Below are 26,962 nucleotides of genomic sequence, written 5' to 3'. Positions count from 1 at the left end.
CATTTATTGAGACATCAAAATGATTTAGTCTAGTTACTATGAAATTACTCTTAGTCGATGACAATCGTGAGCTATCGTCGTGGCTCACACGTCTGCTAACTCAATCAGGTTATGCAGTTGAACAAGCTTTTACTGGCGAAGAAGCATTGCATTTCTTAATAACGCAAAATTTTGATGCAATTCTTTTAGATTTAACACTTCCGGGACTTAAGGGGCAGACTGTACTAAGAGATCTCAGAAATAAAAATAATGATGTTCCTGTCTTGATCATTAGTGCACTGGATTCTTTAGGTGACATCATCGAAAATTTAAACTTAGGCGCTGACGATTATCTAGCAAAACCTTTCGATATTCAGGAGTTAGAAGCGCGCCTACGATCCTTGTTGAGAAGGTCGAGTGGGAAAGCAAATCCAATAATTCAATGTGGATCTTTAACCTATAACAGCAATACTAAGATTTTCAGTAATACAGGAGAAAATATCAATTTGACGCCAAGAGAGCATGCTGTGCTGGAGGCATTAGTTCGCAAATGTGGGAAGACCGTCTCAAAAAAGGAATTGGCTGATGGTTTATTTACGTTAAATGACACGGTTTCACCGAAGGCGCTAGAGATCTACATCGTACGATTGAGAAAAAAAATAGAAAATTCTGGCGCGCAAATCATTACCTTGCGTGGTTTAGGATACATGTTGACCTATGTTGCTACCGCTTAGAAGTTTAAAAAGCAGATTGGCCTTGTGGGTATTTTTGCCCACACTACTTATCTCTACGATCGACTTATTTGTCACGTACAAAAGTACCGATAATATTGCCACTTTGGTTCAAGAGCAGTTATTAAAAGGCTCTGCGAAAATCATTTCTGAGCAACTCAATACAATCGATGGAGGATATGAAATAAGTATTCCCCCAGCGGCATTTGAACTATTCGCGAGTAAATACCAAGATCGTGTTTTCTATTCTGTGCGTAGTAAAAAAGGTCATTTGATTTCAGGAGATGAGGAGCTAAGTACTTATTCAAGCGACTTGCAGATCGAACAGGAGAAGTATTTTCTGACCCATATTCGCGGAGAACTGGTACGAGTCATTGCGTATGCTCATGCACTTCCCAGTACATCCAGCAATGACTATGCAGTCACTCAAATAGCACAGACATTGCGAAGTCATGACGCCTTCAAAAAAGAACTTTTTTTACTAACGATGAGAGAGCATTTCATTCTCTTATCCTTAGTTTTATTTGGACTTGTTATTGCATTCCGATGGACCTTAAGTCCATTAATTCTCTTTGGTGAAAAATTATTGCAGCGTCAACCAGGATCATTAGAAAAACTAGATGAAGATAATGCACCTGACGAGTTAAAACCAGTCATCTTTGCTATGAATGATTACGTTGCTCGATTAGATAAAACACTGACGTCCTATGAACAATTTGTCGCTAATACTGCACATCAATTAAGGACGTCATTTGCAATTGTCACCTCTCAAATTAATTTTGGAAATAGAAATAATGATTTAGATCAATCACAAAAAGATATTTTTAGTGCGATTCAAAAAACGATAGTGAACGGCACTAAGGTCATTAATCAATTACTCGTTCTTGCATCGATAGAGCAAAATCGTCACAACAAAAATACACAAATTGTCACCCAGTTTTCTGAAGTCGTACAATCCGTTATAGAAGAACTTGCTCCTCTGGCGCAACAAAAAAATATCGATCTAGGGATAGATACACTTGATGAAAATTGCATGGTAAATGCTTCGAAGCATTTGTTACGTGAATTAGTTTCCAATTTAGTTGAAAATGCTATCCAACACCTGCACACAGAAAGCATGGTGACGGTATCTCTTAAGAATTTAGGCCATTCGATCTTATTCAAAGTTTCTGACAACGGACCTGGTATTCCAGTTGAGCAGCGTAGTAAAGTATTCGAGCGCTTTTATCGCTTAAACGAAGACAAACCAAATAGTTCAGGATTAGGGTTATCTATCGTCAAAGAAATATGCGATATGCTAAATGCGACCATCCAGCTCACATCTCCAGATAACGAAACAGGATTAATTGTTTCAATCAATTTCAATATTTTATGAAAATGGAATTTAAAAAAATAACTATATGATTAGTATTCGTGCAGTAGAAGTGCATCGATCTCATATTTTTTATAAAATGAACGTCAAATCACTCGTTGAATTAGCGTTAATTCAAGGTCGTACTGAGATGAAATGAAATTATTTCAGTGTCTGAAAATTCGGTTAATTGCACATCAAAACAAGCCAATCCTTACCCTTATTCAAATTAATTTGCGCCATTACTTGCCGCGACTCAAATAAAAAAGGTGGAGACAGTGGAGCTGTCTCCACCTTTTTGCTTCTTTAATTTAACGCTTACTTAGTACAAGCCTTACCATGATCCGCGTGCGCGCCTTTTGTTTTTGCATCGGCCTCACTCATATATTCACCTACTTTTGTTTTGCCATAGGATTTGGTACCAAAGCAATGGTATACATTTGACTTGGTATTCAACCAAACCTTGTCTGATGCGCCACCAGCAGCAGCTACTTTTGTTTTAGCTGATGTTGTCGTTGTTGACGACGATGTCATTGCAGAAGAAGACGCAGCGACAGTGGTATTCGGTTTAGCGGCATTTGCTGTGTTAGATGCACTTTGTGCTGTTTGCGCAAAACCACCTGTAGCACTGAGTAAACCTGTTATCAATACGAATGATGTTGTGAGTGATTTCATTGCTGTACTTTCAAGATTAAATTTAAAAAATTAAACGCTCTCTATTTTAAGAGCGATTAACTATTTTTAGTTGCCAAGTGATAAATCCCTAGCAACAACATTGCGCCTACAACTGCACCAATAAAACCGGCTGATTCTCCTGCGTGGTACCAACCAATAAAATGTCCCAAATAGGTTGCGGCGACGGAGCCTGCGATACCCAACAATACCGTCATAATAAAACCGCCAGGATTTTTCCCGGGAAGAATCATTTTAGCGATAGCACCAGCAACCAAACCAATCAAGATCGTCCAAATAATGTGCACAAGGTTCTCCTATATAGACTTAGAACTTAAAAAGGATACATGATTTGTTTTTTGCCAACTGTTTAGTATTGTTAATTCATTAGGCAGTTGGTTTAACACACCTTACCAAAGGCAGCGCGTCCTATTTAGGTACTGCACAATATCTGCCACATACTATGCCTGAGCTAAGTATCTCAGAGTAGGCTCAAATAGCACAATTTTGTGCTGTCTATGAGGGAGTAAATATGAACATCAGTAATGTTGCTCATTCGCCAGTAGTTCAACAATTGGCACAACCAATAACAAAACAGAATCTGGACGTACAAAAAACAAGTCCGAGTGAAGAGGCAAAGGAGTCTCCGCAAGTACGCGCTCAGGAAGCTAACAAAGGGACCTCTATTAATACCTTCGCATGATAATTGATGACAAAGAAAGTCCAAAAAGCCAGCGTAAATCAATCGCTGGCTTTTTTATTACTGTGGACCTCCAATTTATAGAAAGTCCTCAGTGTTAGCTAAGTTTGAGACGTTATTCTTTTTAGTACGCAAATATCTGCGGATTTCTTCAAGGAGATTCATCATGTTTCGTTTCACTAAAATTGCAATCGCAGTCACGGTTTTGACGACAGTTAGTTTAGGTACGTTTGCCTATGCAAACAAAGGAATGGAGAATGACGCACTAGCAGTAGCGAATGCGAAGGTGACGATGATACAGGCTGTGACGGCTGCAGAACAGCATGCCAATGGCAAAGCATCTCGTGCTGAATACGAACAAAGTAAAGCTGGCTGGGTATATGACGTTGAGGTTGTTAGTGGAGTGAAAGTCTTTGATGTCAGGGTAGATGCTGAAAAAGGTACCATCATTTCTTCTATTGAAGACAAAGCGGATCGCGACGATGATCACGACAAACCAGACTAATCTACGATTAATAAATTGCCTCCAGATTTTGGAGGTAATTCTTCATTTAACCTATGGAACAGCTAAACCAAAACCTATTCCTTTGGCTTAATTACTCAGCACATCCAAGCCAGATTATCGTCAATTTAGCTATTTTTTTTGCCGAATATAGTATTTTTTTGATTCCGATCTTCCTGATTACTACCTGGCTGCGCGGTGATGAATCCACACGAAAATTACTATTAGAAGCCGTTTGTGCTGGACTAGTTGGATTGCTAATCAACCAGATCATCAGCGCACTTTGGCAGCATCCCAGACCATTCATGATGGGGTTAGGTCGAACCTTGATTCCTCATGTAGCAGATTCATCTTTTCCAAGCGATCATTTAACCTTGCTCTGGTGCGTATCGTTTAGCCTTTTAAGGTATCAACCTTTTCGGTCAATAGGTGCTGTATTTAGTTTACTTGGTTTACCTATGGCCTGGGCACGGATTTATCTAGGTGTTCATTTTCCATTCGACATAGTTGGTGCGATCTTGATTGCCATAGTAAGTGCTTGGTTAAGCTACGTTCAGTCAGGCTTGTATTTACCTTTCACCTACAAAATCGCTATTAACATACATCACATTCTTTTAAAAAATTCATCTAAATCAGATGAGTAGAAAAATGACAGATAGTTTGATCTCCTATGGATAGCCTAAGTTTAAAGTCTCAAACTAGTACCAAGATTAACCAATCATAGCTAAGAATCAACTCATGAATATGTCAACAACACCCGCTACGTCGCAGTGGATCAATAAGGTACCCGAAGTAACGCTCTCTTTTTGGATTATTAAAATCATGTCTACCACAGTGGGAGAGACCGGGGCCGACTTTCTGGCGGTCAACGCTGGTTTCGGCCAAGGAATAACGCGTGCAGTCATGGGGGCGCTATTAGTCATTGCTCTATTAATCCAATTACGTACGCGCCGCTATACACCTTGGATTTATTGGCTTACGGTGGTTCTTGTCAGTGTAGTAGGCACCTTGATTACTGATTTCCTCACTGATGGGTTAGGTGTGAGCCTGTATATCAGTACGTCAGTATTTGCCTTGGTATTAGGATACATTTTTTTGATCTGGTATTGGGCGGAGCGTAGCTTATCTATTCACCAAATTTTCACACGTAGCCGTGAATCATTTTATTGGTCAGCGATTCTCTGCACCTTTGCTTTGGGTACCGCAGCCGGTGATCTAGCTACAGAAGCAATCGGACTTGGTTTTATATGGGGCGCACTATTATTCGGCACGCTGATCGTTATTATTTATGTTGCATGGCGACTCGGTGGAAATGCCGTACTTACCTTCTGGATAGCCTACATCTTGACACGCCCATTTGGTGCAGCGATAGGCGATATGCTCACACAGGCCAAAACCTATGGCGGACTTGGCATAGGTGCTATGTGGACAAGTGCCCTCTTCTTATCGGTGATCATCATCCTAGTGGTCGTCGCTCAGTGCAGTGCGAACCGTCATAAGCACGCACAACTCACCAAATAACATCAAATCACCATCAATTAAGGAAATATCGTGACTCACCTAAATTCACTTATTCGCATCCTTGCTACGATTTCAATAGCAACTTCTTTGGTCTTTTTGGCTGGATGCTCAAAGCCTGAGACTGGCACCGCCGCAGCCGCCAATACATCGGCAACGAGTGGAAGCGCCCACACGGCAGCTCTATTACCCAATAAGGTCGCATCTAAATTAGGTGACTTATCAATATTTCGAATGATAGCAGCTGACGTTTCTACCATCGTGGACAAGGGTAATCTTTTAGCCGCTAAAACTAGAATCAAGGATTTAGAAATCGCATGGGACGCCGCAGAAGCAGGCTTAAAACCTCGTTCTGCCAGTGATTGGCATACATTAGACAAGGCTATTGATCATGCCCTTAATGCGCTTCTTGCAGACACAGCGAATCAAGTTAACTGTAAAGCTGCTATGTCTGAATTATTAAAAACCTTTGATACTCTTCAGGCGCCTACTTGAGAATACGATATGCCTATAAAAATTCCAATATGAATTTCAGGGTGCATTTAACATTCGAAATTTTTTGTTCTATATTCCTTGTTTCATTTAAGCGCAATTTTCGCTTGGTATTAAATCGATTATGTTCAATTACAAAGTTAATCGATATTCGTGAAACCGTTAGGGCAAAAAAATGAGAATATTTCTTATTGAAGATGATCAGATGATTGGAGATGCTATCCAAGATGCGCTAAAAGACGCTGCATTTGCCGTTGATTGGGTTCGTCACGGGCAAGATGCTCTGTCTACGCTTCAAACACAACAATATGATCTCGTATTACTAGATTTAGGCCTACCAAAAAAAGATGGTTTTGACGTTCTGAGATCGATCCGAGAAGACAATAATCCTATTCCCTTAATCGTCATTACGGCCAGAGATTCCCTAGATGACCGCCTGCGAGGCCTGGATAACGGCGCTGATGACTATTTAGTAAAACCATTTGAAATGGCAGAGTTGTTTGCACGTATGCGCGCTGTGATTCGACGAAAAGGAGGAATAGCCGCTCCGCTAATGAGTAACGGTGAGTTAACTCTAGATCCAGCCACACATGAAGCAAGTTTTGGAGACGTACGTGTTCGCCTCTCAGCAAGAGAATTTGCGCTGCTTCAAGCGCTGTTGATACGCCCTGGCGCTATTTTATCTCGCACAGACCTTGAGGATCGTATCTATGGCTGGAATCAAGAGGTAGAAAGTAATGCGGTTGAATTTTTAATTCATTCAATTCGTAAAAAATTAGGCAATACTGCAATAAAAAATGTCCGGGGGGTTGGATGGATGGTTTCAAAAGGAAATTGAAGCATTCATTACAGTTTAAATTATCTGTATGGTTGTGCGTGTCGATTATTATGGTCGCCATTGCAGCTGGCATTTTCTCATTTGCTTCTGGATTTCAAGAGGCAAATGAACTACAGGATGATCAACTAAAGCAAATAGCGTCAATGTTAAGTCGCTATCGGCTTTCTACAGCGCAAACTAACAGCCAGGACAGCCTTACCAACGTTGATCCCGACTCACGTGTAATAATCCAAGTATTATCAAATGACCCAAACGAACTATCAACCGATTTAGACCATGGACTTGTTTTATCGGACAAGCTACCTGTAGGTATACAGACGATCATCATTAACGGTGAGTCGTGGCGATTTTTTATCAAATTACTATCATCTGGTTCACGAATTGCTGTTGGTCAGCAGACTGCGGTTCGCGATGAGGTCGCTCGTGACAGTGCGTTTAGAACCTTGATGCCATTCTTAGTATTGATTCCACTTCTCTTGGTATTAATTCGAAATTTGATTCGCCAAATGTTTAGACCGTTAAAACAATTGGCGTCTGATTTACTCGTTCGCTCTGAACATGATTTAAATGAAGTCAGTGGCGATCATGTACCCCATGAAATTATTCCTTTTATTACATCAATCAATCATTTGCTATCTCGTGTCAAACACTCTATTACACTACAAAAACGGTTTGTTACCGACGCTGCGCATGAGCTTAGGTCTCCTTTAACGGCTTTATCCTTGCAAGCAGAAAGGTTGTCCAGTGCGGAGATGTCAGTTCAGGCAAGAGAGCGTCTAGTCACACTACAAAAGGGATTAAATCGTTCGCGATTATTATTAGATCAATTGCTGATGCTAGCCCGGATGCAGGAGCCCTCAAAAGGCAACCTAATAGAAATTTCCATTGGATTGGTGTTGCGCCGTCTTTTAGAAGATCTAATGCCGCTAGCAGAACAAAAAAATATTGATGTGGGCGTTGTCAGCGGAACAGATATTCACATATCAACATATGAATTTGATCTAACAATTTTACTCAAGAATATCGTAGAAAATGCAATTCGCTACACCCCAAAGGGAGGGCGTGTTGATATCTCGACTCAATCGAATGAATCCATCATAGTTATCCAAATTGATGACTCAGGTCCTGGAATTCCAGACAATGAGTTGCAAAGAGTATTTGATCCTTTCTATCGAGTGTTAGGTAGTGACGAAATTGGTTCTGGGCTTGGACTGTCTATTGTGCAATCCGTTGCTTTACGAATTGGTGCTGAGATTCAAATAGAAAATATCCGGTCAGAAGAGGAATTCGCAGGGCTAAGTGTAAAAGTGATATTTAACTTAAAAGCCCATTGATCTAGTTGATTGAGACGCATTGTCATGCTGCAAAGAAAAGCCAAAATGACTGTTTTTATGACGAAATTACTTGAGCCGGCACGTCAAAATTCAAAAAATACCCGGAAGTTGATTTAACCAATTTCAACTGCCAATGACACCTAGATTGTTTCTCTATTTTTAGTGAATTGTTAATCAAGGGAATTTTCAAAAATTACCAAATTTAATCAGAAAAAGCATTAGTATTCATGTTCGTTTCAAATCTTAAACTTATTTTTTACAAGAAGGTTCTATCAATGCGTTATCAATTAATTTGCCAAAATGAAGCACAAGAAATTACAAAAACAGTAGAAGCTGGTGATGATTTTTTGCATTCATTTAACAAAGCTGCCGTCCTTCGTCATGAGCTAAATGCTCCATATCAAATAGATGTTGTTTCTGTGAGCCATGATGGCCAAGAACATAAACTAGCTCAGCTTGGTGGATTTTCTTAATTCATTTCACGATGTAAATTTTCAGACATTACTCTCGCTGAGCATATTTTTTGAATATCTTTTTATGGGCTGATGTTTACCCATAAAAAGATTTTTCAATAATGCTATTTATTGAAAACTCAAATTGATATGACTGACGCCAACGAACTTATTAAAAATTTCAATACAGGTCGAGAACAAGAACGACTGGAGTTGAAATACAAAAAAATGCGGAGCAATGCCTTCGTATTTTTACGGGGCACATGTCATGTATTTTATGACCGTCTTCCAAAAGAAAACATCTTTATTGACGCACCTCTAGTTTGGTGTTGCGGCGATTTACACTTAGAAAATTTTGGAAGTTACAAGGGCAATAATCGCCTCACCTATTTCGATATCAACGACTTTGATGAAGCAGCACTTGCTCCCTTAACTTGGGATTTAGTGAGACTTCTTACGAGTATTTTGGTGGGCTCGATCAGTCTAGGAATTAAAAAGAAAGATGCGCAGCTATTAGGAAATGTTTTTTTAACTTCCTACCGATCAACACTCTCCATGGGGAAAAGTTATTGGATCGAGAGAGAAACTGCTGATGGGAGAATCCGCCGATTACTTGATAACCTCAGAGAACGTAAACGATCAACATTCTTAAATAAAAGAACGGATACACTAAAAGGCAAACGTCAATTAAAAATTGATGGGCAAAGAGCACTCCCAGCATCATCACACCAATTCGATGTAATTGCTGAATTCATGGAAAAGTACGCAAAAACTCAAGCGGATCCCAATTTCTTTCATCCAATTGATATTGCTAGACGGGTTGCAGGCACCGGTAGTCTAGGGTTAGACCGTTATATTATTTTGATCAATGGTAAGGGACATCTGGATGGTAACTATTTGTTAGATCTCAAAGCCTCTTCACCCTCGTCTTTGGTCTCTCATTTAAAAGTAAAGCAACCAAAATGGCAAACTGAATCACATAGAACACTTGAGTTACAGTCTCGTATGCAAGCAGTTTCTATGTCTTTTTTAGAATCCGTCAATATACAAAAAAAAGATTACCTGTTAAGGGCGCTTCAACCTGCTGAGGACAGAATTGTTTTTGATCGCTCTATTAACTCAATCGATGAGCTAGAAAATATACTTCACGCGATGGGCAAAATCGTAGCATCAGCACATATTCGCGGTACGGGAAGAGATGGCTCTGCAATCACTGACGAACTCATCAAATATTGTCAAAAAAATCAATGGCATACACAAATATTAGCCTACGCTGACAATTGTGCTAAGCAAACTAATGAAGACTGGAAATCTTATATTTGTGCATTTGATGACGGTTTTTTTAATAGTTAAATAAATCTACTGTTTGACGTTGTCGGTTCTAATCACTACTGATGTAGTAGCTACACATTGTTAATAACCCACTGAGGCTACTTGCATCGGACCTTGCCATCAATATGGCTCGAACTTCGGCTATTTGTGTCTTACTCGGAATTAGCTCAGTCGGGCTATGACACATCCAGTCCACAAGAAGCTTTTTTATAATATCAATATCTGCATTTGCAACTTGGTCACGTGTCGGAACATAACAGCAGTAATTCGCATTTTTTTGATTTTTCTTTGCTTTTTGCGCCGCATCTAAATTCTGTTTTGGGATACCAAAACGTTTGTAATTTTCTGACATTTTTCAAAAACCCGATGAACTAGAAATAAGTTCTGGATGGGCGTCTTCTAAAAGAATGTTCTCGGCCAATCTGACCATATCATCAACACTTAAATCACTGATCTTAACCCAGCTGTTTTTTTGAATTTCGGCCTCTATCAAAACTTCTTGAACTGGAAATTTCAAACGTGAGAAAAAAATATATTTACGGATAGCCGACATTTCATCGCAAAAATTGATGATCGCTTCTACACTGGAACTATCAAGATCAGGCGACTCTTCTAAACTTATAACAGTAATCTTTGCGTCTTCTTCAGCCAAAGAAATATAAGTTTTTGCCAAACTAAAAATTCTCTCAGCGTTCGCAAAAAAAAGACCTGACTCTGGCCTTAGAATCAAGATACCCGCAGTCGATTGTGCGTTTGGATATATCGCTTTGCTGACAAAGTCATGTCCATCATTTAATCGTCCTAGAATAGATAAAGTAGACTCAGATAAGCGCTTTAACAGCATTATCAGACTGACTCCAATTGCGACCAGTAACCCGTCTAATACGCCCAAGAATAGTACTGAAATCACTGCCGCGACGACGACAAATCGATCTCGTCGTAATTTAAAGTAAGGATAAAAAATTGACGGTCGCAATGTATGACTTACCGCATGAATTACTATAGCGGCCAGAACAGGCTCTGGTGTCAATGCAATGAAAGGCAGCAAAGTCAATACGATCACGAAGAGCGTCATCAAAGCACTTAGTCCAGCGATACGAGATGTTGCTCCATTCGCTTCATTAGCAGATGTTGCAGAAAATCCAGCGCCCACTGGCATTCCATGAAACAAACTAGAAACGATGTTTGAGAGACCGATAGCTACCAAGTCGCGGTTTGGTGAGACTTGATCGCCATGTTTCATTGCGAAATTCCGAATAGAACTGTAGGACTCTGCATATAAGATCATCAACATAGCAATGCTCATCTCACCTATTCGTAACCATTCCAGATAAGACATCGTTGGCAAAGAGGGCGATTCTAGGCGAAGATCGATATCTCCAACGTATCGGATATCGTAATGAGATAGATCAAACCATTTACCTAGGAGAATGCCGAGAAGAATAACGATTAAGCCCCCCGGCAGTTTAGGTACTTTAGAAAATATAAACAGTGAAATTAGTGAAAAGACTCCGACAACACCCGAAATCAAATTCCAAGAATGTATTTGCCCGAATAGATCATTAGAAATGCGAATAATATCCGTGTGATGTAAGTGAATTTGAAGGATATTCGCAGCTTGCTTAATGATGATGACGAGAGCAAGTCCGAACGCAAATCCACGCAAGACAGGTTTCGCAATAAAATCAGAAATACTTCCTAATTTACAAACTCCCGCCAAAATAAAAAAAACTCCTGTTAACAATACAAGTCCCACGGCAATATCGAGACGCATTGCACTATTTCCGTTAGACATTGCTGCGGATGCAGAAGCAAGTACTGCGGCCGATGACGAAGTTGCAGCGACAATTGCAAATCGACTATTACCTACCAGTCCATAGCAAATGAGCCCGGCAAACAATGCAACGATACCCGCCTGAGCAGGAAGATTCGCGATACTTGAATACGCAACTGCCTCCGGAAGTAATAATCCTGCGAGCGAAATGCCCGCAATAATATTAATCCCCCAACTATTATTTTTCATATTCGTATTTGACATTCAGTAGACACTATTTTTTAACAGTCCTACTATTAACCGTCACCCATTGAATGACTTACAGTTTGTTTCAACTTGGTGCAACTATTCCGTCATCGAATTTAACATGAGTATCGTTAATGTGGACAAGACATTCAACGTCTTAATCTATTTAAAAAGGGAAACATAATGAAGACGAAACTCATTTTTACTACATTGATGACAGTACTTTCTATGTCCGCATTCGCTCAATCAACGACATCTAATGTCGTAGACCAAGTCAAACAAGATAACAAAGAAATACATCAAGATAATAAAGATATTCACCAAGATAAGCGTGCCATCAGTAAAGATAAAAAGGAGTTATCTGAGGATCGTCAGAAACGCAATATGGATCAACGCGCGGAAGATAAAGATATTAAAAACGGTAATTTGGCAGATGCTGAAAAAATGGAAAAACGCCGTGAACATGAGCAACATGAAATCAATCACGAGAAGCATGATCTAAAAAAAGATAAAAAAGAACTTCATAACGACCGTAAAGAGCGAAGTGAGGATGTAAGTCAGCGGAATAAGGACGCTGCACAAATCAAGTAACTAATGCAGAACCATCATTTTTTAAAATGCTTGCGATTCATCAGCTCAGCGGTAGTAGTAGAGGAAACGATACTATTACCGTTAGTCCCTTATCATCAGACGTAGGTTGTAGCTGAATAGATGCCAGATGTCTGTCTGCAATATTTTTAGCAATAGATAGCCCCAATCCACTCCCCCAGGCTTCCGTGTGTTCGCAACGATAAAATCGACGAAAAACTCGAGAATATTCGAAAGAGGGTATCCCCGGACCATTGTCTGAAACACGAAAAATAATTCTCTTATTTGCATTGATTAATGCCAATTCGATCACTCCACTTATTGACGTATATCGAATCGCATTACTTAATAGATTAGACATTAAAACTCTTACATCGTCAGCATTTCCTAAAATATCGAAAGATACTCCTTCCCAAGAAAAGCTTAGGTCAATTTTTTTTGCTGCCGCTAACGGATAATTATCGATCACAGTTTGTTCGGCTACAGATTTCAAACTAACTGAGACTTGTGGCCTATCGTTGGATCCGGGCTCGTTACGTGCGAGTGTCAACAGTTGGTGCACTAAGTTAGTTGATCGATCGAGTCGTTCATGAACTTTTAAAAATGCTACCTCTCTTTGAGCGCTATCAGTGGCCATCTCAACTAGCTGAATCTGGAGTTTTAATGCGGTCAAAGGAGATCGTAGTTCATGTGCAGCATCTGCGATAAACTCTTTTTGCAAAGATGTAGAATAATTTAACCTTTTCAACAAATCGTTAAGCGATTCACATAGAGGTACTAATTCAGGAGATATTCCGGCAGTTGATACTGGATGTAAATCGTCTGGTGAGCGAGTTCTGACAGTGTTTGCTAGCATATTCAGCGGCATCAAGCATTTACTAACTGCCCCCCATATCAAAACGACTAACAACGGCATCAAAATAACAAACGGAATCAAGCAGCGAAAGGCCATTTCACCGACTAATATATCGCGCTCGTATACGGGTTGTGCCGTCTGCACGATATAGTCTTGAGTACATCGTATAAAAATACGCCAGGCTATTTTATTAAATTCGACTGTTTGAAATCCAGTGATTTGATGTACCGGTATTTGAACAGAATGATTAGATGTGTAAACCAATTTACCATCTAAATTCCATACCTGAAGTACGAAATTTTCATGAAATTTACTAATATCTCCAACTGCCGGTATCGACATCATTGACATGGGAATCGACTGAGCAATTTGCATAAGCTGATCGTCGTAGAGTTCGTTTGCCTCCGTACTAATTTTATTAAATAACAGCGTACCGCCGACAAGAGCATATAAAAGGGTTCCACCTAAAAGCCAAAATAATAATTTTTGACGAATTGTCTTCATAACTGCAATGGAATAACGTACCCGACACCACGAACATTTTTAATAAAGCCAATACCGAATTTCTTTCTTAAATGATGGATATAGACTTCAATCGTATTACTTTCTATCTCATCCTTCCAGCTATAAAGCTTTTCTTCAAGTTGAGATTTAGATACGACCTGACCGGCAGGATCCATTAAGGCATAAAGTAATCCGAATTCACGTGCGGACAAGCTGATCAGGTCCCCATGCAATTTCACCTCATGACTTGCGGGATCCAAGAATACGCCATGACAAGACAGAATCGGCTGTGCCCTACCTAACTTTCGACGCATGACCGCTCTTATCCTGGCAAACAATTCAATTAGATCAAAGGGTTTAACCAAATAGTCGTCTGCGCCACCATCTAGTCCCAGCACTCGATCATCTGTCGTATCTCTTGCGGTAAGAATAATGACAGGTGAGTTTCCGTCGTTGCGACGATATTCCTCGAGTACTTTTAATCCGGATTTTTTTGGTAATCCCAAGTCTAATAACACAAAATCATATACGTTAGACGATAACGCCAAGGAGGCACTAATCCCGTCCTTAACCCAATCAACAGCATAAAACTGACTTTGCAGTCCCTCCTCAATACTGTCACCGATCATCGGATCATCTTCAACAAGTAAAATTCGCATAGCAATGCACTCACAATATATTCAGGCCGCAAAAATGAAAAGAGTCGTTACAACTGCAAACGACTCTCATTTTTTAAATGACCATCCTATTTTTTTGCGAACGTCATAATCGTGAATGTATTATTCAGAATCGCGGGTAAGTATATTTTCTTTGACTTCATATCCATCGCCATGGTTTTTGCACCTTGCGCAGTTTTGATGTTTTCAACAAGTTCATAGTTATTGACATCTCGTTGATGAATCACTGATAGCGATCCTCCAGCATCACCATTTGAAGAAAAAATAGTTGATGTTTCTTGATCGAATATGACTGCATCTGGATGCTCGCCTATATCAACTGTCGCGACTTTTTTACCGGTGTTAGCGTCAGTAACAATCATTTTCTTATTTTGACATACTGAAAATAATCGCTCTCCGTTTACATCAATAGCTAATCCAGTCGGCTCCTCACACCCATCTAAGTGCCACTTTGAAATCAATTTGTTTGTGGCGATATCAATTACATGTAATTCATTTTTATCCTCAACGTTGAAATATATTTTACCGGACTGATTACTGACAGAAAATTCTGGGCGTCCTGTTGTTGCAATGGTAGATATTACTTTCAAGGTTTTTGCGTCTATTACTGTTACGTCTGCAGATTTTCCATTAAAAACAAAGAGCTTTTGACTGGCAGGCTCATAAAGCAAGGCATCAGGATTGAGTCCACTAATTTTTATTTCTTGCTTTACCATTAAAGAGTCGAGATCAAAAACAGTCACTGAATTACTTTTGCCGTTTGAAGTGAAGCCAATTTTCAAGTTCTCCGCAAATGCAACACCATGAACACCTAGGGTATTTTGAATTTCACCAATTTGCTTACCCGAGTTCACGTCAAGTACTTGGACGTGGTCGGACTTAGTTAAAAATAGACGCTGACGAACTGGGTCTATGTCTAAATAATCCCATTTTGATATTTTCCCAACAGACCACTGTTGAACTAAGTTGTATCCAGATTCCGATGCGCTTACAAAGGGGCTGACGAAAAGAGCCCCAAGAAATAAAGTTGCTATTGATGAAGATGTGATAATTGTGAGGTTCATTTTATTCTCGCGTAATTAATAATTGATATTGAGACCTACTTGATAGGTAGCACCATAAAATTCACGTTGAATCGTCCTATTTGATGCACCTTCTGAAAATTGAAGAGGTGTATTAGTCAAATTCTTAGCGTTAAAATAAATAGATGTGAAATCGTTCATCGCATATGAGCTACCAAAATCAACTGACGTACGTGCTTCAGAAAAATTATCAGTAGCACTACTACCACCAATTGCCCATAAGTTGCGTGAGACATAATATGCGCCAAGCCGTAAACTTAGACCATTTCGATCATAAGAAAGATTAGCATTTGCTGTTTGTTTTGATGTTGACGGCATTGAGGCAAATTCACCTGGTCGGATTTCGAAACGAGAATTGACGTACGTGTAGTTAGCGCCAAAACCAAGTCCGCTCCACATATCAGGAAGCGTTTTGAACTTCTGTTCATAATTGAATTCAATACCAGTAGCGCGGGATTTACCAACGTTAGTGTATGAGTACACGTGTGCGACACCAACGAACCCAGCAAATAGTCCATTATTAGGAAAAGTCTGATTGGTTAAATTGTTTGCGATATAGTTACTTATCTCTTTGTCAAAAATACCAATAGAAAGGATACCTGAGTTAGATAAATATTTTTCAACAGAGATATCAAACGAATTCGCCGTCACAGGTTTTAAATCTGGATTTCCTCTAGAAACTGTATTAGCACTTGGGTCGACATTGAGCGAAGCATTTACTTGATTAAAACCTGGTCGCGCAATAGTTGAAGAATAAGCTCCACGGAAGATAAAACCTTTTTCTAACTCATACCGAGCCTGCAAACTAGGGAAAAAATTTGTATATGACTTTCCCTGACTGACTGGCGTAATGAACGCGTTGCCGTTCATGTCAACCCCCTTTCCATTGGCATCATACGTGCCGCGTGTGCGTTCAATCCTGAGACCCGTCACAACACCAAGCTTGCCGACACTCATCTGATATTGACCATAGGTTGCATAAACATCTTCCTTATCCTTCTGGTATTGGAGAGCGGCATTTACGTTGTTATTAGTGCTAATCGTTTGGTAACCAGACAAAAGTCTCTGAAGCACATCAGGGCTTAATTGCGGACCATTTTTGTACGCTCCATCATAAAAGGTCACACTAGGTCCATAAGAGGCATCTGTCATTGAAAGTGCAGGGACTCCAGGATAAGAATAGGGTTGCCCATTAACCTCTCTTGTACGCAGTCTCGTACTAATACCAAGCTTTAAATTTTCAGAATCAAATTTACCCCAATATACTGGAAACTTAACGTTGATAGCGGTTGACCACTCTTTGTCAGAAATATTTTGAGTACTGTTTTGGAATTTAACCAAAGAATAATTTGACGGATTCAAATAGTCTGCCCCACTAGTAACGAATGCAGGGGTATTACCTGAACCAAGGTTGTTGTAGACGATAGTGGCAGTTCCACTTGGCGTGTAATTAAAATCTGAGTTGTAATCGTATTTTTTATCAAAGGATCCTTTAGTCATTCCTAACCGATAATCAATTACTTTGTCGTCAAATTGATTTTTTCCACCGATAACGAATACTTGATTGTTAATAGTCTCCTTTTCTTGACGTAATGTTTTATCAAATCCATTTGCCCCCAAGCCATCACTTAATCCACCAGCGATTGATAAAGGATTGCCGTCAGGGGTAATTGTGAGACGTTGACGCAAAACGGTTTCGGTGTAACCCGCATCGAATGCACGTATGTAGTAACTATTTTTTGTATCAGCTTGGTAGCCAAGATCAATCCCGACACCGTGACGTTTTCGATTATATTGATACCAACGCTGGTCCCAGCCAGCGTAAGCAAGTGACGAGTTAATGCCATCGTCAATAAATGCAGGTTCGACATCGTCTATACCACGCTTATCTTCATAATATGCGCCAGTAATTACAATAGAAAATGGGTTGTCGGAATAAGCTGTTGCTATCGATTTGGTAGCACCGTCCCCGCCAAAACGTCCTCCTGCAGAAAAAGAAAGATCCGTAATACTGGTACGACGAAGTTGCTCTCGCCCAGTTCCAATACGCCCCTCGAAAAAGGGTTTCCCATTAAGCGGAGCAGTTTTAGGGGTGATCTCAATTGTGCCACCTAATGCTTCCGAATCCTGCTCAGGAAGATTCGTTTTTGTAACAGTAATTGCACCAACCAATCCAGTTGGAATAGCATCCAATGCGACGGCTCGTCCACCTGAAAATGGTGTCGCATTATTCGATGGAGGGAGACGCAAACCTCCAAAGGTTGTGCTATTTAAGTCAGCATCTAGCCCCCTAATATTAATAAAGCGCCCTTCCCCTGTATCGGTTTCAAGCGAGATACCAGGAATTCGACGCACTGATTCCGCGATATTCACATCCGGCAGCTTCCTCATCTCAGTCGCCGTCAATAAATTAATCAGGTTTGGCGCCTCCTCCTGTGCCTTACGAGCAACTCCATTTGACGTTCGTTGAGCTTCAATAATTACAGTTTCGATAGCTGAATTGTTCATATCGCCTTCAACAGCAAAGGCCGATGCCATAAAAATTTGTGAAATCAACAATGAGATCAACGATTTTTTCGTATCTAATTTTCGCATGATATTTTTCAATAAAAATTAATAAGTACCACGTAAAAAATACGAGTCCGATGAAATACAAATTCAAAGTTTCGCATCATAAATACGAGGTCTACATCTGGCGACTATTTGCCAGTAGAAAATACCGCCCCCAAAAACGATGTTTCTGTCGCTACTCAGACAGGATCGAATAGTGACGGCTAGTTTTGTGAAGATATTTGTGAGCGAAGCTTAGGGAGTATTTATGACGAGAAAACTACATGTAATATATGAAAGAATAGTCGTTGTATTTACTTAAAATTAAGGAATTTTTAAGTATTAAGAGAGGATAATTTTTCTTTTTTTATTTGTAGAAGCAATTAAAAACTAATTCTATTTTTTAAGACTGATGAACTTCCAAATATTTTTGTCGCATATTTCTCAACGACAAAGGATAAAATGAAATACCGTATTTGGTTAGGCGGACCGTACCATTTTTAGTTTCAATACTCATTGCAATGTACGAAATACCTTCTTTTTAAACGGACAAAGTCCAATATCGCCGTAATGAGCTGCGAAGAAATATATTGAGGCTACCGCTGCCTGAGCTTTTACTTTCTCTTAGTTTTAACCAAGTGCCTCGGTTAATTTGCTTTTTTTTAGCAGGACATATTGAATGCGATACTCTAGCTAATCTCTCTAGATAACGAAGCAAGAATAGTTGTTTCGATCAAGCTCAATGTTTTATCACGATAGAATTTCAGAAAAATACCATATGCAATCTTTATTCAATTCAGGCTTTTTCAGTTATTTGAAATTTATTTATTTAATTTTTTTTACTCTCGTACCAATCCTTGCAAATGCAGATGAACCAACAAATACACTACAGATTCATTCTATAAGTGAAGAGACGACATCAATAAAAAAGCATCGCCTAAAAAAATTGATTGAGCATATGAATTCAGATCAAGAAATCTTAAAACGTCAATGTCGTTTTGAATCTGAAATTAGTATCTCTCCAACTCGAAAAAAAATATACCTTACTTTTGATGATGGTCCTGAACCAGGTCAAACAGAACATATTCTTGAAGTACTCAACAAGTATCATGTTCCAGCAACTTTTTTATGATCGGTGAAAAAGCAGAATTACATCCTACGTTAGTAAAATTAGTGCAGCAGTCACCGTTAGCCTCAATAGGAAACCATTCTTGGTCGCACCCAAATTTTCATGACATTCGGGAAGAAAAACAAGCACTGGAAATAGAAAAAAGTTCGACCTTGTTTTCTAACATTACAGATCAGCTTTTATTTCGGTATCCGTACGGTAACTCCTCGTGTGAATCGAATCAGTTGTTAAAATCAAGAAATTATAAAATTATCGGATGGCATATCGATTCTTGTGACTGGGCATTTGATCACAAAGGATCAGTCGATCTTAAGGAGGCTTTAAGCTGTGGTGTTTTGCCACAAAATCGAAATAATTTTTTTCAACATGTTATTTCTAGCGTCCAAATGCACAACGGTGGGATTATCCTAATGCATGAAATTCATCCAAACACATTAAGCCAATTAGAAAAATTAGTTCAAAAACTACTTGATGATGGATTCTCGTTTGGTGCTCTTGGCGAGGATGAGTCCAAAGCTTTTTTTGATTAAAAAATAGTACTGTTTTATTTAGCTAATTACTTAGCTAAATAAATATAGCACTTTGCCACAAGTAGCATGGCATTAACAAAACCCATACGAACTATGGCTTTTGCGTTCATACAGTGCTTATGTCTAGTGATAGTAAAGCCGAAAACTACGCAAATTTTTGTAGAGTTCCACACACTTGTTCGAACAAGTGTGCAAGCGTATTCCGAATGTCTATGCAGCACTTAAATTGTGTCTAGCTCAATTCGTCTACTTTCAAAGTATCCTAACAGTAGACTATTGAAATAGCGTTGACAACGCTGCGAGCGCTTTCTTAAAATGTGACTATACGTTTAAATATGAAGTACTAGCGAAATAATCGAACGCTAAAATTTATTTGCGAAGAAATGAAAAAGATCTCTTTGCTATCTTTTCCTGAAATCGCACTAGATGCGCATCCGAGACATGATTAGTCAGAGGTAGTAGAACCGATTACTACCCGATATACATCCATAAATACGAAAAATTGACTTCGATTAACGAAAAAGATATTCGAATTGAGGTAATAGTAAGTCCTGCCAGCACGGCAGATTGGTGCTGGCAGTCAAGCACTTATATATTCCAACGCCCTCTCACCCACTCCCATTCGTTACCATGCCATTTCCAGTGCCCTGGTATCCAATAATGGTTGGGACTTGGTGCTATCGTAATTTGCTCTACAAGCATCGCAGGCATAGGGCGTACGCTGCCTTGATACCAATGTCCGGCTTGCCATTCCCATTCATTGTGATGCCAGAACCAATGACCAGGAACCCACGCATAGCCAGAAGCTGGCTGAACTGTAATCACTTCCTGCACAGGTGCAGGAACTTGCCGGATCACGACTCTTGGCTGCTCCCGCACGACAACTCGCTGACTGGGAGGTGCAGCGCACCCGACTGCTGACAATACAAGGCTTGTCGCAATTATCCTTCGTATTACGTAGTTCATTTCTGTCCTTTTGACTGACTGATTTTACAAATATCTAATAAAAAACACCTGCTAACGCAGGCGTTTTAGTCTAGACCGATTTGTATTATCCATGAATCTTCTTACTGATCGCATTTTCTTGCTGATTCAATGTTTTTTGCTCTTGCCTTGTGATGTGTCCACCATTTTGGCTTGCCATATCACGTTCTTCCTGGCGCACTTGTCTGTCTTGCTGATGAAGGTGCGCCGCTTTGGCTTTACTCATGTCACCTTCTTTTACTTCATCTTTGATACGAGCATCTTGTCTCGCCAATCGAGTATTTACCTGTTCGCGACGCGGATGATTTTTTTGCCACGTAGTGTCTGCTGCAAAAGCGCTGCTCGTGGCAGAAGCAATAACACCAAGAATACCTAATAGTGCGACTGTTTGACGAATAGTGATCATATTGATTCTCCAGGTGATGTAAAAAGGGATGCAATTGTGATGCCCCTATTCAACGTGAAGATATCCGTTTGAGATTACAAAGAATTTGTATCGGAGGTAACAACATGTTTCTAAGATTCCTGAGAGCGATGTTTGCCTCTTCATGAATTGAAAAATAAATCTAAATCAGTTTAGTTTTTTTTGCATTACGCAGCCGAAGCAGTTTGAATTTGATCCGAATACATTGGTGCACATGGACCAGCTCGTCGGTCTATAAATAAACTATTTCCTGATATACGCTTAGCTTGTTTTTTCGCTTCTGCTGCTGCGGTAGCGATTTGATAATGAGATAAAAAATGACCGGGCTCTACCTTGACAACGCCGAGAGAGATTGTCAGCAAAGGGTTAAATACAGATTGACCTCGGCGGTCTTCGCTCATGTAGCCACCTTGCTCTACATCCTTTTTGCTAAACTGATGTCTGATTTCAGTTGTAAATCCATCGATCATCGCCTGGAAACGCTCCTCGTAATTTTCGCTTTGTAATAGAACTAAAAAATCATCTCCTCCAATATGTCCTACGAAATCTCTAGCAGGGTCACAATGAGCCTCCAGAATTTTTCCAGTCATCTGGATAACGTCATCACCTTTTCTATAACCATATACGTCGTTAAACGGTTTGAAAAAATCTAAATCAACGTAGCATGCACTGAATCGCCCGCCATTCTCGATGAGTCGATCAATATGTTCGTTAATAGGTACATTGCCTGGCAACAAAGTCAATGGATTGGCGTAACGCGCTGCATTGATTTGCATTTCTGTGATTTCACGCATTAAGTCATGACCCGTACCCATTCCCAGATATTGATCTTGGTCAGTAATAATGAAGCCATTAAATAAATGATGACGTTCTTTTTCTACTACCAATCTACTTAATTCAGGCAACTTGATATGTTTATCAACAATGAGAGGAGCGCGATCCATAAACATATCGCAGTGCTTTTTCCCATGTAATTCTCTGATAAATTGCACTGCAAAGCGATCAACCAAGTTACGGCGAGTGATTAGACCAACGGCGACGCCATGGTCTACTACGGGAATCACCTCAAGATCTGGGTTCCGGACAAAAATATCCAGAACTTCGTTGTTAGAGACTTGAGGCGAGACAGGTTGTACTACACGTAGTAACCGCAACGCAGTAGTTGATGTCTGAAAATGAGTGCGCTCTTGAGGATAAATTGCGATGCCTCGATTACTCAAGGATTTTGCAATTTGTGGTGAAGTAAACGTGGGCGGATCGCTTAGAGGGCGTCCAATGTGATAACCCTGGCCACATGCAATACCCAGATCACGAATCAATAGTAATTCTGCTTGCGTTTCTATCCCTTCAGCAATAACCAATGTACCTGAAGTTTCTGCTATTTGTTGAATTGACCGAACAAATTGCAATTTCACCTTATCAAGGTTAATACCTTGAATGAAATGCATATCAATTTTTACGTAAGCGGGTCTTAATTCTGACCAAAGTCTCAGACTAGAAAATCCTTCTCCTAAGTCATCAATCGCAATTTGAAATCCCATGTGGCTGTAATGAGCCAACGCATTACCTAATAATTCGTAGTCATATGTCGGCTGACTTTCCGTCAACTCAATGATAACGCGCTCTGGACTAATGCCGAATTGATGAATATAGTCGAGAGTTTCCCCATCTCTCATATTCGGGTAAAGCAAGCATTCCGGACTGACATTGAGAAAAAGTTTACCCGGCAAATTCAGTAAAGCAAATCGCTCCAGTACAACCTTACGACATAAATGTTCAACCTCAACACTTAAATTAGCAGCGGCAGCCACTTTGAACAAATTTAATGGAGAGTGTAGCGGGCTATCTGAGGGCCCTCGAATAAGCCCTTCATAACCAATAGTTTCTCCCGATTGCATGTGAATAATCGGTTGAAAAAGAGCACTAAGTTCTTGTCGGTCAATAACTTGCTGTAACCGTGCTTGCAACATGATGTACCTATAAGATTCGATGGACGTGCGATTTGCCAACTACTTGATTCACAATCATGCACTAAGACTAAGCAATTATTGAGTTCGTTTGATGGGAGTATATTGACTGATCATCTTCAAAAGATTAGAGACTATTTATTACGGTGTCATGAAGAAATCAGATTGACGTTTTTTAGCTTGTCATTGCTGTCGCGCTATGGTTGATTCGCTCTTTTTTGTGAGTTGATCCATCACAAATAACTCAATGGGTCGTTAAGAGTAAAATATTTCAAGTTATTTTTTACAACATTCTTGCGCTAATTTTTTACCCATTTGCATGGCAGCATCAAAATCCTCATCAGACATTTGTGAACCGAATTTCCGCCTTAACTGAAGTTCTGACAAAGTCGTATTTCTTACCTCAGCCTCTGCTACTTTGTAAGCAAGCGATTGTTTGGCGTCCCTTGGCACGATTTCACCCACATCATAACTTTGAGAAAGCAGCGCGAACGCAAATGGCTCCCCCATGACCGCCGCAGCTTTTAAACCAGTTACTGCTTCACTCTTCCACGTTTGTACCAACGGATCATCTCGACTCTCTTTTAAATCAATTGGACGGCCATATGGCCCCTCCATGAAATAATCAATTTGAGCATCGACTTTGCCTGCATGTGCCGCTAAACTTAAGAAACTCAAGCGCTCTTGAATTTGTGCTGGTGTTACGCCTGCACATAAAGTAATGAGGCGTTTATGCTCGGCTACAGATTGCTCTCGATCGGCTTCACGATTGAACTCGGTCAATGGTTCAGCAACATTAGAACACACTGATTCCGCTTGATAAACGTTGTACGCAGCATCAATATCCCCTGCTCTTGCTAATCCTACCCATTTAGAAATATATGCCACTACAGGAAGCCCACCAAAATCGACCGAACGTCCGTTTCGTCCATAAATAGGTGTAGGATTGCCGTCAGCGATGGCACCATCTTCAGTTGTTATAAGTGCGCGCCCAAAACTGAATGGAGAACTTGAACCATTCCAATCACGTGAAGATCGTAGTTTTGGATCAGTTTCAGAACGACCTTCTTGTGATTCGGTCGCGAATTCGTCTGCATTTCGTAACCACACAAGCAGGCCCAAGCAAAGACCCGCTGAAATAAGTACCGCTACATAACGAAATGATGATTTCACAATGATGATCTGCATCGTAGATCTCTTAGTTAGAAAAATAAATCTCGAGGAGTTCTCGGTTGAGTAATCAGCTACTTTTGACACGTATGAAGTTGATATATTGTGCATATCAACTTCATGTAACAAACATTAAATGGCCATTAATTCCACAAGTAGCAATAAGCCTGGCTGGACTCCAAATTGCCACCTTCAACATTGCCCACTAATTTTTTAATGAATCCATCAGGATGTGCACTATCTGGAGTGACATTACAATTATCGTGAACCCAGTGAATTCCATATCCACTTGAATATAACTGACCACACATCTCTACTTTATCACCTAGTTTAATCGCTGCCAGTGACTTGGGAATGGATTTGGAGTTTTTGACGTAGTCAGTCGCATATACATTGTCCATTGCAACGTCATAGATCTGTCCATCCTGATCTGTTTGAACGCGAATATGTGTATGAGAAAGTCCTACCCCTTTGAGCGTTTGGGTAGCACTGGCAAATTTAGGTGCACTCACCACCGTTCCCGTACGATAGCTGCCAGCAGCAACATTACAATCCGCTTTCCCATCTGCAAAAGCAACAATGGCATGGCTCAATAAAAAAAAAGAAATCAACAAATTTTTCAATTAAATTCTCCCTAAGGTTAAAAGTCTTAATGAACATGAGATCAATAAGATTTATCTACAAAAATAGAGGACTGAGATTTGAGAACAAATGCAATACCATCAACTACATTGCTCAGAATTGCCAAACATAATCAGTCTATTTTTGGTAAAGGGATTCAGATGTATGAGCCTAAATACCCAGAAAATTTATTGAGCAAACCAAATATATTCTTTTTGGCAAGATGTCACATTAACACTTATATATTACAAATTGGTGAATTTATATTTCTTTAAAAAATAAATATGGATGGAGAAATTTGTATTGAGCGATATGTTTTTACTATTTAGCCAAGTGCGAAAGTATCGGGATTCAACGGCACAAGCAGCACTAGATTGCGCGCCGAGTTGTACCAAGGCTCAGCTACCTTTTCGATAAAATCAACAATGCCTCTGGCACACGCCACCACCGAATTCTCATCTTCACCGTATTGAAATAAGTTAGTCTGTTCATGACCTAAAGCAGAGTGATATCGCTCGTAAGGCGCGTCGTTTAGCCCAATGGCATTCCATGAATCGTCCACAACGCGCATTCCCATCGTGATACGAAACGATGCATCAGATGTGGTGTGGCGGAGTTGAACAAATTCAAGATAAGGAAGTGATATGCGAATGAAATACATCGACTTGCCTCGGCAAAATCCTCTTGGCTGAAGAAGTCCCTCCAACCGACGTAATACTTTTTCCTTGTTATTGCGAGAAAGGTTCTTATCCATGGAGCTCTTTAATAAAGCACGTTCACGAAAAATACATCGGTATGATGCTCAATGAAGGTCGTTATATCAACAATGACTCTTAACTATCCGCTCATCACATAATTTTTATATATTGGGTTACATCTAAATATTGTTGTGTATATCAAAAGCGAAAAATCTAATTTCTCATGCGTCCATTTCCGATTAGGTGTGCAAGTGCTCCTTGATATCGTGTCTTCAGGGAAAAGAGCTTATGTCAGTCAATGCTTTGCTGAAAGCACCTTAACGACGCGTGCAAATTTTCCTGCGTCGCAATTCCCAGGAAAAACTTCAACTTCATCATCAATATTTAGTTGCATACCCTCTGGAATTTCAGCAATCGTTGTTTGCCCACGCTTCACATGCTGATAGTGAATTTTAGCGAAATGCTTATTTTCACGTTCCACCACCGGTAATTTCTCTACACATTCAGGCAATTCTTTCACTGTAGTTTTTGGATCGTAAACTTTCATTATCCAGCCACGCTTTGCGCCCGCCTCCCACGCAATATCGCTAGCAAAAGCATTATTCAGACTGAGCAAAAGTGCAAAAATGATGCTGCCGCTAAGTACTTTTTTATTCATTGTTTTCTCCTGTACACGTTGTATCAAAAATACCTATCTCATTCTTCGATTTATCTAAAAAGTCATATCGACAATTAAGGTGCTGTCGCTGTTGGCATTAACTTCACCAGGCTAGTTTTCTCCATTTTTGCACGAGCATCGAGCTCGTCGGTAAGCCGAAGATGTTCGATGTTCTTCCAAAAAAACATTTCAAGATCAAGATGAATGAAGTAGGCTTTTCCGTCTTCTACATTAAGCGTTAGTTCTGCGCTATCCAGTGTCTGTGCCAGAAGCAAATGCCTTCCGGGCCGCAAACTGATTACCAAGTAGGTATTCGGGGCCAGAGCTGCAATCTCACTAGCGTCCAAAAAAACATTGGTCTTACTTCGCTGACTAACCATCCCTGACCGGAAAAGATAAATTTTTGCGAAACCAGGCACTGGTTTTAGAAATTGTTTTTGCTCTTCGTCATGCTCTTTGGACTCCATATCAACGGCAGCACATTCACGCCATTGCCCGTGGGTCTGACATGGAACAAGTTGAGTATGACAGTACCCCAAACATGAAAAAAATAATCCAGAGCTGAGCACTATTATTCGACGTAACGATGCCAACTTAATCATG

Annotated in this window: 28 protein-coding genes and 2 pseudogenes; 14 read left to right on the top strand and 16 right to left on the bottom strand. The window is 40.0% G+C overall.

Annotated features, from left to right (window positions below; translation table 11 throughout):
* Positions 1-38: 38 nt before the first annotated feature.
* The 3 genes and pseudogenes from ACO0K3_RS02955 to ACO0K3_RS02945 all read left to right on the top strand — a co-directional run.
* Entirely contained in the window at positions 39-713 is a 675-nt protein-coding gene (locus ACO0K3_RS02955; protein WP_422981725.1) for a response regulator, read from the top strand.
* On the top strand, positions 697-2,085 hold the full coding sequence (locus ACO0K3_RS02950) for a sensor histidine kinase (protein ID WP_422981723.1): 1,389 nt from the start codon (positions 697-699) through the stop codon (positions 2,083-2,085). Before ACO0K3_RS02955 ends, ACO0K3_RS02950 begins: the two co-directional genes overlap by 17 nt.
* Positions 2,086-2,113: 28 nt before the next feature.
* A pseudogene (locus tag ACO0K3_RS02945) lies at positions 2,114-2,221 on the top strand (LuxR C-terminal-related transcriptional regulator); the annotation flags it as partial.
* A 158-nt stretch (positions 2,222-2,379) separates the two neighbouring features.
* Here ACO0K3_RS02945 and ACO0K3_RS02940 read toward each other — a convergent pair.
* The gene (locus ACO0K3_RS02940; RefSeq protein ID WP_422981721.1) at positions 2,380-2,736 is read right to left on the bottom strand and encodes a hypothetical protein; all 357 of its coding nucleotides are present in this window, start codon (positions 2,734-2,736) and stop codon (positions 2,380-2,382) included.
* Between the two features lie 56 nt (positions 2,737-2,792).
* Positions 2,793-3,041, bottom strand: coding sequence for a GlsB/YeaQ/YmgE family stress response membrane protein (locus tag ACO0K3_RS02935; protein WP_422981719.1), 249 nt, complete (start codon positions 3,039-3,041; stop codon positions 2,793-2,795).
* A gap of 224 nt (positions 3,042-3,265) precedes the next feature.
* On the opposite strand from ACO0K3_RS02935, the gene ACO0K3_RS02930 reads away from it, so the two are divergent.
* From ACO0K3_RS02930 to ACO0K3_RS02890, 9 genes are all read left to right on the top strand, one after another.
* On the top strand, positions 3,266-3,436 hold the full coding sequence (locus tag ACO0K3_RS02930; protein ID WP_422981717.1) for a hypothetical protein: 171 nt from the start codon (positions 3,266-3,268) through the stop codon (positions 3,434-3,436).
* A gap of 163 nt (positions 3,437-3,599) precedes the next feature.
* The gene (locus ACO0K3_RS02925; RefSeq protein WP_422981715.1) at positions 3,600-3,938 is read left to right on the top strand and encodes a PepSY domain-containing protein; all 339 of its coding nucleotides are present in this window, start codon (positions 3,600-3,602) and stop codon (positions 3,936-3,938) included.
* Between the two features lie 53 nt (positions 3,939-3,991).
* Positions 3,992-4,579, top strand: a complete 588-nt coding sequence (locus ACO0K3_RS02920; RefSeq protein WP_422981713.1) for an undecaprenyl-diphosphatase — start codon at positions 3,992-3,994, stop codon at positions 4,577-4,579.
* Between the two features lie 94 nt (positions 4,580-4,673).
* Positions 4,674-5,456, top strand: coding sequence for a hypothetical protein (locus tag ACO0K3_RS02915; RefSeq protein WP_422981711.1), 783 nt, complete (start codon positions 4,674-4,676; stop codon positions 5,454-5,456).
* Positions 5,457-5,486: 30 nt separating this feature from the next.
* A complete protein-coding gene (locus ACO0K3_RS02910) occupies positions 5,487-5,948 on the top strand; it encodes a hypothetical protein (RefSeq protein ID WP_422981709.1) in 462 nt (153 codons plus the stop codon).
* A gap of 172 nt (positions 5,949-6,120) precedes the next feature.
* On the top strand, positions 6,121-6,783 hold the full coding sequence (locus tag ACO0K3_RS02905; RefSeq protein ID WP_422981707.1) for a response regulator transcription factor: 663 nt from the start codon (positions 6,121-6,123) through the stop codon (positions 6,781-6,783).
* A complete protein-coding gene (locus ACO0K3_RS02900; RefSeq protein ID WP_422981705.1) occupies positions 6,759-8,117 on the top strand; it encodes an ATP-binding protein in 1,359 nt (452 codons plus the stop codon). The genes ACO0K3_RS02905 and ACO0K3_RS02900 overlap by 25 nt, the downstream gene beginning before the upstream one ends.
* A 275-nt stretch (positions 8,118-8,392) precedes the next feature.
* Entirely contained in the window at positions 8,393-8,590 is a 198-nt protein-coding gene (locus tag ACO0K3_RS02895) for a hypothetical protein (RefSeq protein ID WP_422981703.1), read from the top strand.
* A 129-nt stretch (positions 8,591-8,719) separates the two neighbouring features.
* A complete protein-coding gene (locus ACO0K3_RS02890) occupies positions 8,720-9,922 on the top strand; it encodes a DUF2252 domain-containing protein (protein ID WP_422981701.1) in 1,203 nt (400 codons plus the stop codon).
* A 28-nt stretch (positions 9,923-9,950) separates the two neighbouring features.
* Here the strand turns inward: ACO0K3_RS02890 and ACO0K3_RS02885 are convergent, their stop codons facing one another.
* Both ACO0K3_RS02885 and ACO0K3_RS02880 read right to left on the bottom strand, forming a co-directional pair.
* Complete coding sequence (locus ACO0K3_RS02885; RefSeq protein WP_422981699.1) at positions 9,951-10,253, bottom strand: hypothetical protein; 303 nt, start codon at positions 10,251-10,253, stop codon at positions 9,951-9,953.
* A 3-nt stretch (positions 10,254-10,256) separates the two neighbouring features.
* Entirely contained in the window at positions 10,257-11,939 is a 1,683-nt protein-coding gene (locus ACO0K3_RS02880; RefSeq protein WP_422981697.1) for a SulP family inorganic anion transporter, read from the bottom strand.
* Positions 11,940-12,104: 165 nt separating this feature from the next.
* Between ACO0K3_RS02880 and ACO0K3_RS02875 the strand changes: the two genes are divergently transcribed.
* Positions 12,105-12,512, top strand: coding sequence for a hypothetical protein (locus ACO0K3_RS02875; protein WP_422981695.1), 408 nt, complete (start codon positions 12,105-12,107; stop codon positions 12,510-12,512).
* A gap of 40 nt (positions 12,513-12,552) precedes the next feature.
* Here ACO0K3_RS02875 and ACO0K3_RS02870 read toward each other — a convergent pair whose 3' ends face one another.
* The 4 genes from ACO0K3_RS02870 to ACO0K3_RS02855 all read right to left on the bottom strand — a co-directional run bounded on the left by ACO0K3_RS02870 (position 12,553) and on the right by ACO0K3_RS02855 (position 18,223).
* Positions 12,553-13,869 carry an ATP-binding protein gene (locus ACO0K3_RS02870; protein WP_422981693.1) on the bottom strand — a complete coding sequence of 439 codons (1,317 nt, stop codon included), beginning with the start codon at positions 13,867-13,869 and terminating at the stop codon, positions 12,553-12,555.
* Positions 13,866-14,528, bottom strand: coding sequence for a response regulator (locus ACO0K3_RS02865; RefSeq protein ID WP_422981691.1), 663 nt, complete (start codon positions 14,526-14,528; stop codon positions 13,866-13,868). Before ACO0K3_RS02865 ends, ACO0K3_RS02870 begins: the two co-directional genes overlap by 4 nt.
* 86 nt (positions 14,529-14,614) lie before the next feature.
* Positions 14,615-15,610: a hypothetical protein gene (locus tag ACO0K3_RS02860; protein ID WP_422981689.1), complete on the bottom strand. Its 996-nt coding sequence runs from the start codon at positions 15,608-15,610 to the stop codon at positions 14,615-14,617.
* 15 nt (positions 15,611-15,625) lie between these two features.
* Positions 15,626-18,223 (bottom strand): TonB-dependent receptor, encoded by a 2,598-nt coding sequence (locus tag ACO0K3_RS02855; RefSeq protein ID WP_422981687.1) that lies wholly within the window; start codon positions 18,221-18,223, stop codon positions 15,626-15,628.
* A gap of 697 nt (positions 18,224-18,920) precedes the next feature.
* Here ACO0K3_RS02855 and ACO0K3_RS02850 point away from each other — a divergent pair.
* A pseudogene (locus ACO0K3_RS02850) lies at positions 18,921-19,837 on the top strand (polysaccharide deacetylase family protein).
* A gap of 588 nt (positions 19,838-20,425) precedes the next feature.
* Here ACO0K3_RS02850 and ACO0K3_RS02845 read toward each other — a convergent pair.
* The 8 genes from ACO0K3_RS02845 to ACO0K3_RS02810 form a co-directional block, all read right to left on the bottom strand.
* Positions 20,426-20,803: a YXWGXW repeat-containing protein gene (locus tag ACO0K3_RS02845; protein ID WP_422981685.1), complete on the bottom strand. Its 378-nt coding sequence runs from the start codon at positions 20,801-20,803 to the stop codon at positions 20,426-20,428.
* A gap of 85 nt (positions 20,804-20,888) precedes the next feature.
* Positions 20,889-21,227 (bottom strand): hypothetical protein, encoded by a 339-nt coding sequence (locus ACO0K3_RS02840; protein WP_422981683.1) that lies wholly within the window; start codon positions 21,225-21,227, stop codon positions 20,889-20,891.
* A gap of 185 nt (positions 21,228-21,412) precedes the next feature.
* Complete coding sequence (locus tag ACO0K3_RS02835) at positions 21,413-23,215, bottom strand: GGDEF domain-containing protein (protein WP_422981681.1); 1,803 nt, start codon at positions 23,213-23,215, stop codon at positions 21,413-21,415.
* Between the two features lie 273 nt (positions 23,216-23,488).
* Positions 23,489-24,400 carry a hypothetical protein gene (locus ACO0K3_RS02830; RefSeq protein ID WP_422981679.1) on the bottom strand — a complete coding sequence of 304 codons (912 nt, stop codon included), beginning with the start codon at positions 24,398-24,400 and terminating at the stop codon, positions 23,489-23,491.
* Positions 24,401-24,525: 125 nt separating this feature from the next.
* A complete protein-coding gene (locus ACO0K3_RS02825; protein ID WP_422981677.1) occupies positions 24,526-25,005 on the bottom strand; it encodes a hypothetical protein in 480 nt (159 codons plus the stop codon).
* Positions 25,006-25,328: 323 nt separating this feature from the next.
* Entirely contained in the window at positions 25,329-25,757 is a 429-nt protein-coding gene (locus ACO0K3_RS02820; protein ID WP_422981675.1) for a hypothetical protein, read from the bottom strand.
* Positions 25,758-25,996: 239 nt separating this feature from the next.
* On the bottom strand, positions 25,997-26,359 hold the full coding sequence (locus ACO0K3_RS02815; RefSeq protein WP_422981673.1) for a hypothetical protein: 363 nt from the start codon (positions 26,357-26,359) through the stop codon (positions 25,997-25,999).
* 74 nt (positions 26,360-26,433) lie between these two features.
* Complete coding sequence (locus ACO0K3_RS02810; protein ID WP_422981671.1) at positions 26,434-26,961, bottom strand: DUF2846 domain-containing protein; 528 nt, start codon at positions 26,959-26,961, stop codon at positions 26,434-26,436.
* Between the last annotated feature and the right edge of the window lies 1 nt (position 26,962).

The sequence above is a fragment of the Undibacterium sp. Rencai35W genome, from assembly GCF_049340185.1.
GTDB lineage: Bacteria > Pseudomonadota > Gammaproteobacteria > Burkholderiales > Burkholderiaceae_D > Undibacterium.
Note: the sequence above shows the minus strand (reverse complement) of the source record. Positions and strands in the feature narration are given on the sequence as shown.